Annotated in this window: 10 protein-coding genes; 4 read left to right on the forward strand and 6 right to left on the reverse strand. The window is 73.0% G+C overall.

Annotation, left to right across the window (positions count from 1 at the left end):
* Positions 1-7: 7 nt before the first annotated feature.
* The gene (locus tag MOJ79_RS05955; RefSeq protein WP_241923304.1) at positions 8-526 is read right to left on the reverse strand and encodes a hypothetical protein; all 519 of its coding nucleotides are present in this window, start codon (positions 524-526) and stop codon (positions 8-10) included.
* A 10-nt stretch (positions 527-536) separates the two neighbouring features.
* Positions 537-1,031: a ribonuclease E activity regulator RraA gene (gene rraA / locus MOJ79_RS05960; protein WP_241923305.1), complete on the reverse strand. Its 495-nt coding sequence runs from the start codon at positions 1,029-1,031 to the stop codon at positions 537-539.
* Between the two features lie 62 nt (positions 1,032-1,093).
* Between rraA and MOJ79_RS05965 the strand changes: the two genes are divergently transcribed.
* Positions 1,094-2,041, forward strand: coding sequence for an EamA family transporter (locus tag MOJ79_RS05965; protein WP_241923306.1), 948 nt, complete (start codon positions 1,094-1,096; stop codon positions 2,039-2,041).
* 95 nt (positions 2,042-2,136) lie between these two features.
* Here the strand turns inward: MOJ79_RS05965 and MOJ79_RS05970 are convergent, their stop codons facing one another.
* Together MOJ79_RS05970 and MOJ79_RS05975 are read right to left on the reverse strand one after the other, a co-directional pair.
* Positions 2,137-3,837, reverse strand: coding sequence for a thiamine pyrophosphate-binding protein (locus MOJ79_RS05970; RefSeq protein WP_241923307.1), 1,701 nt, complete (start codon positions 3,835-3,837; stop codon positions 2,137-2,139).
* On the reverse strand, positions 3,834-5,096 hold the full coding sequence (locus MOJ79_RS05975; protein ID WP_241923308.1) for an MFS transporter: 1,263 nt from the start codon (positions 5,094-5,096) through the stop codon (positions 3,834-3,836). Before MOJ79_RS05975 ends, MOJ79_RS05970 begins: the two co-directional genes overlap by 4 nt.
* A gap of 119 nt (positions 5,097-5,215) precedes the next feature.
* Here MOJ79_RS05975 and nadA point away from each other — a divergent pair, with 119 nt between their 5' ends.
* Together nadA and MOJ79_RS05985 are read left to right on the forward strand one after the other, a co-directional pair.
* Complete coding sequence (nadA, locus tag MOJ79_RS05980; protein WP_241923309.1) at positions 5,216-6,331, forward strand: quinolinate synthase NadA; 1,116 nt, start codon at positions 5,216-5,218, stop codon at positions 6,329-6,331.
* A 124-nt stretch (positions 6,332-6,455) separates the two neighbouring features.
* Complete coding sequence (locus MOJ79_RS05985) at positions 6,456-6,746, forward strand: late competence development ComFB family protein (protein WP_241923310.1); 291 nt, start codon at positions 6,456-6,458, stop codon at positions 6,744-6,746.
* 19 nt (positions 6,747-6,765) lie between these two features.
* On the opposite strand, the gene nadB is transcribed toward MOJ79_RS05985, so the two are convergent.
* A complete protein-coding gene (nadB, locus tag MOJ79_RS05990; protein ID WP_241923311.1) occupies positions 6,766-8,406 on the reverse strand; it encodes an L-aspartate oxidase in 1,641 nt (546 codons plus the stop codon).
* A 215-nt stretch (positions 8,407-8,621) separates the two neighbouring features.
* Between nadB and MOJ79_RS05995 the strand changes: the two genes are divergently transcribed.
* Positions 8,622-9,884, forward strand: a complete 1,263-nt coding sequence (locus MOJ79_RS05995) for a hypothetical protein (protein WP_241923312.1) — start codon at positions 8,622-8,624, stop codon at positions 9,882-9,884.
* 234 nt (positions 9,885-10,118) lie between these two features.
* Here MOJ79_RS05995 and clpB read toward each other — a convergent pair whose 3' ends face one another.
* Positions 10,119-12,713 (reverse strand): ATP-dependent chaperone ClpB, encoded by a 2,595-nt coding sequence (gene clpB, locus MOJ79_RS06000; RefSeq protein WP_241923313.1) that lies wholly within the window; start codon positions 12,711-12,713, stop codon positions 10,119-10,121.
* Positions 12,714-12,749 lie beyond the last annotated feature (36 nt).

Below are 12,749 nucleotides of genomic sequence, written 5' to 3' on the forward strand. Positions count from 1 at the left end.
GACGAGGTCATGCATCGACACGCTCGGCCTGCCCGGCGGGCGCGGGCAGCTGCAACTGCCGTGCGACCGCCATGCACTGGCGGATGTGCTGTTCGCAGACGAACTTCAGCGCCGAGAACGTCAGCGCCGCCGACACCGCCTGCCCGGCCAGCGGCACGACCTTCGCCGCCTGCTGCGCCGTCAGTCGCACCCCGACCAGCCGCAGCAGCTGCATCACCAGCTCGCGCGTGACCAGGCGCCCGACGAGCAGGCCGCCGCCGGCCGAGATCGCTTTGTAGACGACGACGCGGCGGTCGGGCGCCAGCCGCTCGATCTGCTCGGGCGTCAGGCCGAAGGCCTCGTTGATCTGCGGGATCACCTTGACGAGCACGCCGACGTCGGTCACCCAGTCGAGGCCGGGGATTGGCACCGCCGCGACGCCGGCCGCCAGCAGCGCGCGCTTCGTGACGAGCCTGCGGCAGTGCCGCGCGACGGCCTCGATCTCCTCTCGCGTCGACGGCACCACGGTCCAGTCCGCGCCCGCCATGCGCCGTCCCTCAGCCCGCGGGCAGCACGACGATGCCGTCGGCGTCGGCCACGAGACGCTCGCCGGGGCGGATCCACACCCCCTGCACCTGCACCGGCACGTCGCGCTGACCCTCGCCGCGCTTGTCGGTGGGCAGCGGCATCGGCGCCAGCGCGCGGATGCCCACCGTGCACTGCGCGAGCTCCGCGACGTCACGCACGCAGCCGTCGACAACGACACCGGCCCAGCCGTTGCGCGCCGCCGCCGACGCGAGGTTGCCGCCCACCAGCGCACGGCGCAGCGAGCCGCCGCCGGCGACGACGAGCACGCGCCCCTCGCCCGGCTCGTCGAGCGCGGCCTTGACGAGCGAGTTGTCCTCGAAGCAGCGCACCGTCGACACCGGTCCGGCGAACGCGCTGACGCCGCCGAAGTCGCGGAAGACGGGCGGCAGCACGCGCAACGCGCCGCTGGTGTCGCCCTTGTGGGCGTCGCACAGGTCGCAGGTGGGTGGAACGTCGGCAGTCATCGCAACGAAAGGGTCAGCCAGGTCGGGGCCGAGTATGCAATGCCGCACGCTACGATGCCGCAATGGCCGCATCGAGTTCGAACCCGGCGGCGCCGCCGGTGACTGCCTCGTTGTCCCCGCTCGTCGTGGCGTGCCTGGCCGCCACGTGGGTCATCTGGGGCACGTCATACCTCGCGATCAAGTGGGCGCTGGTGAGCCTGCCACCGTTCTTCCAGATGGGCACGCGCTTTGTCGCGGCAGCGCTGCTGCTCGGCGCGTGGGCCGCGTGGCGCGGGGCGCGCTGGCCCGACGCGGCGCAGTGGCGCGCCGCCGCGGTGCTCGGTGCGCTGATGATCGGCGGCGGCTACGGGTTCACGGCGCTCGCGCAGACCGAGGTCGCGTCCGGGCTGGTCGTCGCGTTCATCGCCGTCGTGCCGGCGCTGGTCGCGCTCGGCCAGTGGCCCTACGGCGAGCGTCCGGGCCGCGCCGAGACGCTCGGCATCGCGCTCGGCCTGGGCGGCGTGCTGCTGCTGGCCTCTGGCCAGGGCTTCGGCGCGTCGCCGTCGGGGCTCGCGGCGATCGTCGTCGCCTGCGCGGCCTGGTCGCTCGGCTCGGTGTGGGCCCGCCAGGGACCGCCGCGGGCGCTGCGCGCCGCCGCGCTCGCGCCGGGCGCAGCCGGCTACGCGAGCCAGATGCTGGCCGGCGGCGTGCTGCTGCTGGCGATGTCGTGGGCGGTCGGCGAGCGTGTGCAGTGGCCGCCCGACGCGCGCTCGGTGGCGAGTTGGGCCTACCTCGTCGTCGCGTCGACGCTGCTCGCGTTCACGGCCTACATGGTGCTGCTCGAGCGCAGCTCGGCCGCGCTCGCGTCGAGCTACAGCTACGTCAACCCGGTGATCGCACTGGCGCTGGGCGTGGCCGTCGATGGCGAGGTGGTCAGCGCCGGCGAGTGGGCCGCGGCCGCCGTCGTGCTGGCCGGCGTCGTGCTGCTGGTGGCCGGCGCACCGGCGGCGCGGCGGCGGTCACGCCCGTAGACGGGTGCGACCGCGCCGGGGCTCCGCAGCGGCGCGGACGAGAACAGCCGCGTCGGCGCGACGAAGGTGTGCCGGCGTCGCGCGGTCGCGCAGCCTCAGCCCTGCCGGCGCAGCGCCGCGTCGCGGATCGCCGAGAGCGTCGTGCGCGACGTGATGACCTCGGCATCGAGCTTCAGGTGCAGCAGTGTCGGCCGCCCGGCGGCCAGCGCCTGCGCGAACGCCGGCTCGAACTCGGCGGTGCGCTCGACGCGCGCCGCGTGCCAGCCGTAGGCGCGCGCGAGCGCGACGAAGTCGGGGTTGACGAGCGCACTGCCGCTGACGCGGCCGGGGTACTCGCGCTCCTGGTGCATGCGGATCGTGCCGTACGAGCCGTTGTCGACGACGATGCTCACGAGTTTCGTCGCGCCATGCGCCACCGCCGTGGCCAGCTCCTGCCCCGTCATCAGGAAGTCGCCGTCGCCGGCGAGGTTGACGACCGTGCGCTGCGACTGCAGCAGGCTCGCCGCGACGGCGGCCGGCAGCCCGTAGCCCATCGCGCCCGAAGTCGGCGCCAGCTGCGTGCGGCCGTGGTGCTGCAGCCCGCGGTAGCGCAGGAAGCGGTGCAGCCAGCCGCTGTAGTTGCCGGCGCCGTTGGTGTAGACGGTGTCGTCCGGCGCGAGGCGCTCGATCGTCTTGACGACGACGGCCAGATCGAGCGGCTCGACCGGCGTGTGCTCGCGGTTGCGCGCCGCGTCGGCCGCGGCGGCCTCGGTCCACGCGCGCCACGGCAGCGCGGGCGGCGCGGCGAGCGTTTCGAGCGCCTTGCCCGCCTGCGCCAGCGAGCACTGCAGCAGCAAGTCGGCGGCATAGACGCGGCCGAGCTCCTCGGCGCCGGGGTGCAGGTGCACCAGCGTCTGCGCCGGGCGCGGCGCCTCGAGCAGCGCATAGCCGCCGGTCGTCATCTCGCCGAGCCGCGCGCCGACGGCGAGCACGAGATCGGCGTCGCGGATGCGCTGCGCGAGCGCCGGGCCGATGCCGATGCCGACGTCGCCGGCGTACTGCGGGTGGCGGTTGTCGAACGTGTCCTGGAAGCGGAACGCGCAGCCCACCGGCAGCTGCCAGTTCTCGGCGAAGCGCTGCAGCGCCTGTGCGCTGTCGGCGGTCCAGCCGCTGCCGCCGACGATCATGAACGGCCGCTGCGCGGCGAGCAGCCGCTCGCGCAGCGCGCGCAGCGCGCCCGGTGCCGGCCACGCCTGTGCCGGCTCGACGCGCGGCAGCACCGCGGCCGCGGTGGTGGCGGTCAGCATGTCCTCGGGCAGCGCGAGCACCACCGGCCCGGGGCGCCCCTGCAGCGCGGTGTGGAACGCGCGCGCGACGTACTCGGGCAGCCGCTCGGCGCTGTGCACTTCGGCCGCCCACTTGGCCAGCCCGAGCGTGCCGGGGCCGAACATCTGGCGGTAGTCGACCTCCTGGAACGCCTCGCGGTCGCGCTGGTCCGACGCGACCTGGCCGACGAACAGCACCATCGGCGTCGAGTCCTGGAACGCGGTGTGCACACCGATCGCCGCGTTCGTCGCGCCGGGCCCGCGCGTGACGAAGCACACGCCCGGGCGTCCGGTGAGCTTGCCCTGTGCCTCGGCCATGAACGCCGCACCGCCCTCGTGGCGGCAGGCGACGAAACGGATGCGCTCGCGGTGTTCGTGAAACCCGTCGAGCACGGCGAGATAACTCTCGCCGGGCACGCCGAACGCGGTGTCGACGCCCTGCGCGACGAGCGCCTCGACGAGCGCGTGCCCCGCCAGCCGCGGCACGCTCACGCCACCCCCAGGACAGCCCGGCGGCGCAGGTGCAGGCCGACGACGGCAGCCGACGCCACGCCCAGCACCAGCGCGAGCGCCGCACCGGCGAACACGCCGCCGGCCAGCCCCCGGTCGAGCAGCGCGCCGAACACCGGCGCACCGACCGCGAAACCCGCGTCCAGCCCCGAGTACACCGTCCCGTAGACCCGACCGGTGGCCCCGGGCGGCGTCGCGCGCTTGATCAGCATGTCGCGCGACGGGCCGGCGAGCCCGGTGCCCAGCCCCGACAGCGCCGCCAGCGCGGCCGCCACTGCCCCCGGCAGCCAGCCGCTGCCGGCCAGCAGAAGCGCCATCGCGCTGGCCAGCATCGCCGCGGCGATCGCCGACTCGAGCCGGCGGGCGCGCACGGCGACGAAGCCGCCGAGCAGCATGCCCGCGGCACTGGCGAGCATGTAGCCGGTGACGACGAAGGCGGTGACCTCCAGCGGCAGCCCGTACAGCCGCCCGAGCGCCGGCCCGGCAAAGCTCTGGATCGCCGCGAGCGCGACGGTCGACCAGAAGAAGAACGAAAAGCACAGCCACACCGACGGCAGCCGCAGGAACGCCAGCACGTGCTCGGCGGCCGTCGCATCGGCACCCCGCTTCGCGTGCCCGCCCTGACCGAGGCGGTCGTCGAGCGCGTCGCGCTGCCACACGAGCAGCAGCAGCACCGCCAGCGCCCACCCCGCCGCCGCGACGAGCGCCCAGCGCCACGAGCCGGTCAGCGTCGAGACGCCGATCAGGAACACCGGCGCCGCGGCCCAGCCGAGGCTGCCGGTGATGCCGTGCACCGAGAACGCGTGCCCCAGCCGCGGCATCGACACGCGCTTGTTGAGGATCGTGAAGTCGACCGGGTGGAACGGCGCGTTGCCCAGGCCGGCCAGCGCCGCCGCGAGCATCAACCCGCCGAAGCCCTGCGCCGACGCAGCGGCCAGCGCCGCGAGCACGAAGCAGCCCAGTGCGGCGAACAGCACCGGCCGCGCGCCGACGCGGTCGACGACGAAACCGGCCAGCGCCTGACCGACGCCCGAGATGACGAAGAACAGCGTCACCAGCAGGCCGAGCTGCGAGTACGAGACGCCGAACTCGGCGATCAGCGCCGGAAAAAGCGGCGGCAGCATCAGGTGGAAGAAGTGCGAGGTGCCGTGCGCGACGCCGACCAGCGCGATCGTGCGCGCGTCGTCGCGCCACGGCACGGGGTTCGACGCCAGCGGTGGTGACAGCGTGGAGGCAACCATGGCGGCATGTTACGCACTGTGGCCATCGTGCGCGCGGCCGTGCGCGCACGCGCGCTGCCGTACCATCCGGGTTCCCGAGACCGACACACCGGCCACAGCCGGTCGTCCCGGCCGAGACGATGAGCCAAACCGTCCTCTACGACTTCACCAAGCCCGACGCCCAAGGCCACAGCTGCACCGCCCATGCCTGGGCCAAGGTGCCGCCGGCGCTGACACCGGCCGAGCGCGCCGAGGTCAAGGCGCGTGCCGCCGCGCTGCTGAAGGCGCACGACGCGGTGCTCGTGGCGCACTTCTACGTCGACGGCGACCTGCAGGACCTCGCGCTCGAAACCGGCGGCTGCGTGGCCGACTCGCTCGAGATGGCGCGCTTCGGCCGCGACCACCCGGCCCAGACGCTGGTCGTCGCCGGCGTGCGCTTCATGGGCGAGACCGCGAAGATCCTGTCGCCGGGCAAGCGCGTGCTGATGCCCGACCTCGACGCGACCTGCTCGCTCGACCTCGGCTGCCCGATCGACGACTTCGCCGCCTTCTGCGACGCGCACCCCGACCGCACCGTCGTCGTCTATGCCAACACCAGCGCCGCGGTGAAGGCGCGCGCGGACTGGATGGTCACGAGTTCGTGCGCGCTGGGCATCGTCGAGCACCTGAAGAGCCAGGGCCAGAAGATCCTGTGGGCGCCCGACCGCCACCTCGGCCGCTACGTGCAGCACCGCACCGGCGCCGACATGCTGATGTGGAACGGCGCGTGCATCGTGCACGAGGAGTTCAAGGGCATCGAGCTCGACCTGCTGAAGAAGCAGCACCCCGACGCGATGATCCTCGTGCATCCCGAGGCGCCCGACAGCGTCGTCGCGCAGGCGCACGTCGTCGGCTCGACGTCGCAGCTGCTCAAAGCCGTCGTCGAGGGCCAGGCGAAGGAGTACATCGTCGCCACCGACAACGGCCTGTTCCACCGCATGCGCCAGCTCGCGCCGGGCAAGACGCTGATCGAGGCGCCCACCGCCGGCAAGAGCGCGACCTGCAAGAGCTGCGCGCACTGCCCGTGGATGGCGATGAACTCCTTGCAAGGCGTCGTCGACTGCCTCGAGCGCGGCAGCGGCGAAATCGTCGTGCCCGAGCCGACGCGCACGCAGGCGCTGGGCTGCATCGAGCGCATGCTCGACTTCGTCGCCCGCCACCCGCAGGTGCTCGCAGCGCCGCAGGGCGGCTTCGTGCGCCACCTGGGCGCGGCCTGACGCGGCGGCCCGCCGCGGCCGCGCCCCGACGGCGCACGGCACGATTTCACGGCCGCGCCGGCCGTCCCCGTGCAGCCGCGGCCGGCGCTCGCTATGCTGGCGCGACCCCTTACCGCTGCGCGCCATGACGCCCGACTTCAGCTCGCTGCACAACCGCAACGAAACCGCCGTCTTCGAAGCGATCGGCGAGCTGGCGCCGCGCTACCCGGCGATCGGCCAGGACCCGGGCCTGCTCGCCGACGTGGCCTGCGTCGCGCTGAACCGGCTGCCGCCGCGCTACATCCGCCACACGGTGGACTTCAGCTTCTACCAGTCGGACCGCGAGCGCGTCGAGCAGGCGCGCGAAGTGCGCGCCGCGGTGCGCCACGCGTTCGAGTTCGTGCAGGCGCGCGCGCTGATGGGCGCGCGCAGTTGAGCCGCGGCGGCGGTGCGCGTCAGTCGCGCCGCGACTCGCGCACCAGCACCGTCGGCAGGCTCGCCGGCAGCGTGTACGGGTGGTCGCGGCTGTAGTGCAGGCCGCGGCTCTCGTGGCGCTGCAGCGCCGAGCGCACGATCAGCCGCGCGCAGTCGACGAGGTTGCGCAGCTCGAGCAGGTCGCGCGTGACGCGGAAGTGCGCGTAGTACTCGCCGATCTCGCCGTCGAGCAGCTCGATGCGGTGCAGCGCGCGCTCGAGGCGCTTCGTCGTGCGCACGATGCCGACGTAGTTCCACATCAGCAGCCGCAGCTCGTCCCAGTTGTGCGCGATGACGACCTGCTCGTCGGCATCCTCGACGCGGCTCTCGTCCCACGCCGGCAGCGCCTCGGCCGCCGCCGGCGCGTGCGCGGCGACGTGGCGCGCACAGGTATGGCCGAGCACGACGCACTCGAGCAGCGAGTTGCTCGCCAGCCGGTTGGCACCGTGCAGCCCGGTGTACGTCGTCTCGCCGACCGCGTACAGCCCGACGAGGTCGGTGCGTCCGTCGAGGTCGGTGACAACGCCGCCGCAGGTGTAGTGCGCCGCCGGCACGACCGGGATCGGCTGCCGCGCGATGTCGATGCCCAGCGCCGCGCAGCGCGCGTGGATCGTCGGGAAGTGTGCCTTTAGGAAGGCCTCGCCGAGGTGCGTCGCGTCGAGCCACACGTGGTCGAGGCCGTGCCTCTTCATCTCGAAGTCGATCGCGCGCGCGACGATGTCGCGCGGCGCGAGCTCGGCGCGCGTGTCGTGCGCGGGCATGAAGCGCGGCCCCCACGGCGAGCCGTCGTCGCCCGGCGTGCCCAGCGGCAGGCGCAACTTCGCGCCCTCGCCGCGCATCGCCTCGGTGATCAGGAAGCTGCGCTCCTGCGGGTGGTACAGGCAGGTCGGGTGGAACTGCACGAACTCCATGTTCGCGACGCGGCAGCCGGCACGCCACGCCATCGCGATGCCGTCGCCGGTGGCGGTGTCGGGATTGCTCGTGTAGCGGTAGACCTTGCCGACGCCGCCGGTGGCGAGCACGACGGCCGCCGCCGCCAGCGTCTGCACGCGCCCGCGGTCGATGTCGAGCGCATAGACGCCGTAGCAGCGCGGCGTCTCGCGCCGGCGCAGCAGCCGCGACGTGATCAGGTCGACGGCCATCCAGCGCTCGCGCAGCTCGATGTGCGGGTGCGCGCGCACGCGCGCGAGCAGCGTCTCGTGGATCGCGCGCCCGGTGGCATCGGCGGCGTGGGCGATGCGCCGCACCGTGTGGCCGCCCTCGCGCGTCAGGTGCAGCCCCAGCGGCCCCTGCGCGTCGGGCGTGAACGGCACGCCCTGCGCGACCAGCCACTCGATGGCCTGCGCGCTGTGCGCCGCGACGAAGCGCGCCGTGTGCTCGTCGACGAGGCCGGCACCGGCGTCCTGCGTGTCGCGCACGTGCGCGTCGACGCTGTCGTCGGCGCCGAGCACGCCGACGATGCCGCCTTGCGCCCACGGCGTCGCCCCCTCGGCGGCACTGCGCTTGGCCAGCACGACGACGCGGCGGTGCTCGGCCAGCTGCAGCGCCACCGTCAGCCCGGCCAGGCCGGCGCCGACGATCACGACCGGGGCGCCCTCAGGCGGGCTCGAACGGGCGTCCATGCGGGCGATTCTACGGAGGCACCATCCGCCGTCGGGGGGATGGGCCGCGCGCAGCCGCTGCGGCACCGTCGGGGCGCATGCCGATGCGCGGCGCGCGCGGTGCGAATGCACGGACTTGCGCGCTGCGTCACGCTCCCGCACGGCCGGACCCCGCGACCGGCTCAAGCGCGGCCCCCGCGGCGCCGACATCCCGAAAAGCCTCTGACGCCCCCGCCATGACCCACCCCGACCTGTCGCCCACCGCCGGTTCCGCGATCGAACCCTGGCAGCAGACACAGCAGGCCGGCCCGGCGACGCAGATCCTCACCGACCGCGAGCGCGCGAGCGCCGACGCCGGCATCGGACGGCGCGTCGGCGAGAACCTGTGGGAGATGTTCGTCGTCTTCGACCCGGCGCAGGCGCTGCAGCAGCAGTTCGACGTGCGTGCCGAGCCCTTCATCGCGCTGCACGACGTCGGCACGGCCGTGTCGCGGCGCTGGCTGGCCGAGATCGCCTCGGCGCACCTGCTGCCGGTGCAGAAGCTGGTGATCCGCAGCCAGGGCTACGGCGTCGCGCTGGCGACGATCGAATTCGTCGAGCTGCCGGTCGACGGCGCGGTGCCGCTGCGCCTGTACTCGACCGACGCCGACGCCGACTCGCGCCAGCGCCAGCAGATCGCGCGCGTGCTGCTCGGGGCGAGCCGGCTCGGTGCCGTGCTCGTCGGCGACCTGCCGGCGCACGCGCTCGCGGCCGCGCTGCGGCCGCTGCACGACGCCGTCGTCGCGGGTCCGTGGCGCAACCGCGAACTGCTGCTGCTTCCGCTGAGCGGCTCGGGCGTGCTCGCGCAGCAGGCCGACCGGCTCGGTGCCGGCACGATGGTGCACACCCGCGTCGCACCGACCGTCAGCCGTGGCGAGGAAGCGCTGGGCCAGGTCGTCGCGGTCTGGAACCAGCTGCACCAGCCGCTGGGCAGCCACGGTGGCGTCGGGCCGACGATCACGCTGTCGGTGACCCGCACGCACACTGCCCCCAGCGCCGGCACGCCGCCGGCACCGCCCGCCGCGCGCGTGGGCGTGCTGCCGATGCAGCCGATGCCCGACCCCAAGGCTTCCGCCCGCACCGCCGGCAGCGAGCCCGCGTCGCCGCTGCAGCGCTACGTGCAGCGCTGCCTCGAAGTCAAGGGCATGGTCAGCTGCTGCGTCTTCGAGCCCGACACACAGCGCACGCTCGCCTTCGCCGGCGCGCGACCCGGCCCCGCCGCACTGGCGTCACACGGCTCGGCGCTGTGCGCCACCCTCGGCACCGCCTCGCGCGGCCTCGGCCTGGGTGCAGCCGCCCCCGAGGCGGCGGTCACGCTGGCCGGACACTTCCTCGTGCTGCGCCCGGTACCGCAGCATCCGGGCCTGGTCCTGCACGCGGTGATCGACCGCAGCAGCACGCCGCTCGTGCTGGCGCTGCGCCACCTCGAGCGGCTCGACGAGGTGCTCGCCGAAAGCTGAGGCCGGCCGCCGCACGCCACGCCTTCGCGGGCCTGGACCGACCGAGGGCCCACCGCGTCCCCGCGGCGGGCGGGGGCTTGGAGCCGCGGCGCTCATGCCGCTCGCAGAGCTCGCGGCCTTCGGGCCGTCCAAGGCCGCGCAGGCGGCCTTGGAGCCGCGGCGCTCATGCCGCTCGCAGAGCTCGCGGCCTTCGGGCCGTCCAAGGCCGCGCAGGCGGCCTTGGAGCCGCGGCCCTCAGTGCACGACGCGGCCGAAGACGAACTCGCCGTTCTCGACGTCGACCGGTATCGTGTCCTTCGGGCCGAACTTGCCCTCGAGGATCAGCTTCGCGACCGGGTTCTCGATGCGGTGCTGGATCGCGCGCTTGAGCGGGCGGGCACCGAACACCGGGTCGAAGCCGACCTTGGCGATCTCGGCCAGCGCCGCCGGCGACACGTCGAGCTTCATCTCCATCTTCGCCAGCCGCTGCTCGAGCGCCTTGAGCTGGATGCGCGCGATGTTCTCGATGTGCTTCTGGTCGAGCGCGTGGAACACCACCGTCTCGTCGATGCGGTTCAGGAACTCGGGACGGAAGTGCTGCTTGACCTCGGCCCACACCGCGTCGCGGATCAGCTCCGGGTCCTGCCCGGCCATCTGCATGATCAGGTGCGAGCCGATGTTGCTCGTCATCACGATCACGGTGTTCTTGAAGTCGACCGTGCGGCCCTGGCCGTCGGTCAGGCGCCCGTCGTCGAGTACCTGCAGCAGCACGTTGAACACGTCGGGGTGCGCCTTCTCGACCTCGTCGAGCAGGATCACGCTGTACGGCTTGCGCCGCACCGCTTCGGTCAGGTAGCCGCCTTCCTCGTAGCCGACGTAGCCCGGCGGCGCGCCGATCAGCCGGGCGACCGAGTGCTTCTCCATGAACTCGCTCATGTCGATGCGCACCATGTGGTCGTCGCTGTCGAACAGGAACCCGGCGAGCGCCTTGCACAGCTCGGTCTTGCCCACGCCGGTGGGGCCGAGGAACAGGAACGAGCCGAGCGGGCGGTTCGGGTCCGACAGGCCCGCGCGGCTGCGGCGGATCGCGTCGGAGACGGCGCGGATCGCCTCGTCCTGGCCGACGACGCGCTCGTGCAGCTTCTCTTCCATCTTCAGCAGCTTGTCGCGCTCGCCCTGCATCAGCTTGGACACCGGGATGCCGGTCGCGCGTGACACGACCTCGGCGATCTCTTCGGCGCCGACCATCGTGCGCAGCAGCTGCGGGCGGCCCTCGCCCTTGGCCTTGCCGGCCTCCTTGGCCTGCGCTTCCTTCAGCCGTTTCTCGAGCTCGGGCAGCTTGCCGTACTGCAGCTCGGCGACCTTGTTGAAGTCGCCCTTGCGCTTGAGCTCCTCGATCTGGAACTTGATGCGGTCGATCTCTTCCTTGACCTGCGCGCTGCCCTGCGCCTGCGCCTTCTCGGCCTTCCAGATCTCCTCGAGGTCGGCGTACTCGCGCTCGAGGCGCGCGATCTCGTCCTCGATCAGGCCCAGGCGCTTGATCGACGCCTCGTCCTTCTCCTTGCGCACGGCCTCGCGCTCGATCTTCAGCTGGATCAGGCGCCGATCGAGCTTGTCCATCGCCTCCGGCTTCGAGTCGATCTCCATCTTAATCTTGGCCGCCGCCTCGTCGATCAGGTCGATCGCCTTGTCGGGCAGGAAGCGGTCGGTGATGTAGCGGTGGCTGAGTTCGGCCGCAGCGACGATCGCCGGGTCGGTGATCTCGACGCCGTGGTGCACCTCGTACTTCTCCTGCAGCCCGCGCAGGATCGCGATCGTCTGCTCGACGCTCGGCTCGTCGACCATCACCTTCTGGAAGCGGCGCTCGAGCGCGGCGTCCTTCTCGATGTACTTGCGGTACTCGTCGAGCGTCGTCGCGCCGATGCAGTGCAGCTCGCCGCGCGCCAGCGCCGGCTTGAGCATGTTGCCGGCGTCGATCGCGCCTTCGGCCTTGCCGGCGCCGACCATCGTGTGGATCTCGTCGATGAAGAGGATGATGCGCCCTTCCTCGGCGGCGACTTCCTTCAGCACGGCCTTGAGCCGCTCCTCGAACTCGCCGCGGTACTTGGCGCCGGCGAGCAACCCCGCCATGTCGAGCACGAGCACGCGCTTGTCCTTCAGCGTGTCGGGCACCTCGCCGTTGACGATGCGCTGCGCGAGGCCCTCGACGATCGCCGTCTTGCCCACGCCGGGCTCGCCGATCAGCACCGGGTTGTTCTTGCTGCGCCGCTGCAGCACCTGGATCGTGCGGCGGATCTCGTCGTCGCGGCCGATCACCGGGTCGAGCTTGCCCTGGCGGGCGCGCTCGGTCAGGTCGAGCGTGTACTTCTTCAGCGCCTCGCGCTGGCCTTCGGCTTCGGGGTTGTCCACTTTCTGTCCTCCACGCACCGCCTCGATCGCGGCCTCGAGCGCCTTGCGCGTCAGCCCGTGGCCGCGCACGACGCCGCCGATGTCGGTCTTCGAATCCGCCAGCGCGAGCAGGAACATCTCGCTGGCGATGTACTGGTCGCCGCGCTGGGTGGCCTCCTTGTCGGCCGCCTGCAGCAGGCTGATCAGGTCGCGCCCCGGCTGCACCGGCTGGCCGCCGCCGCTGACTTGCGGCAGGTTGCGGATCGCGGTGTCCATCGCGGTGGCGAGCGCCGCGGTGTTGGCGCCGGCGCGCTCGAGCAGCGATTTCGGCCCGTCGGGCTGCTGCAGCATCGCCGCGAGCACGTGCTGCGGCTCGATGTAGGGGTTGTCGCGCGCCACCGCCAGGCTCTGGGCGTCGCCCAGCGCCTGCTGGAAAGCAGTCGTGAGTTTGTCGAAACGCATGGGATGGGGTCCTCCGGTTGCCGCGCAGGTGAGGCG

It is taken from the genome of Calidifontimicrobium sp. SYSU G02091 (genome assembly GCF_022631395.1).
GTDB classification, from domain to species: Bacteria; Pseudomonadota; Gammaproteobacteria; order Burkholderiales; family Burkholderiaceae_C; genus Calidifontimicrobium; species Calidifontimicrobium sediminis.

Coding starts and splice junctions, on each gene's coding strand:
- MOJ79_RS05955 (WP_241923304.1), bottom strand. CDS start 526: ATGGCGGGCGCGGACTGGACCGTGGTGCCGTCGACGCGAGAGGAGATC.
- rraA (WP_241923305.1), bottom strand. CDS start 1,031: ATGACTGCCGACGTTCCACCCACCTGCGACCTGTGCGACGCCCACAAG.
- MOJ79_RS05965 (WP_241923306.1), top strand. CDS start 1,094: ATGGCCGCATCGAGTTCGAACCCGGCGGCGCCGCCGGTGACTGCCTCG.
- MOJ79_RS05975 (WP_241923308.1), bottom strand. CDS start 5,096: ATGGTTGCCTCCACGCTGTCACCACCGCTGGCGTCGAACCCCGTGCCG.
- nadA (WP_241923309.1), top strand. CDS start 5,216: ATGAGCCAAACCGTCCTCTACGACTTCACCAAGCCCGACGCCCAAGGC.
- MOJ79_RS05985 (WP_241923310.1), top strand. CDS start 6,456: ATGACGCCCGACTTCAGCTCGCTGCACAACCGCAACGAAACCGCCGTC.
- nadB (WP_241923311.1), bottom strand. CDS start 8,406: ATGGACGCCCGTTCGAGCCCGCCTGAGGGCGCCCCGGTCGTGATCGTC.
- MOJ79_RS05995 (WP_241923312.1), top strand. CDS start 8,622: ATGACCCACCCCGACCTGTCGCCCACCGCCGGTTCCGCGATCGAACCC.
- clpB (WP_241923313.1), bottom strand. CDS start 12,713: ATGCGTTTCGACAAACTCACGACTGCTTTCCAGCAGGCGCTGGGCGAC.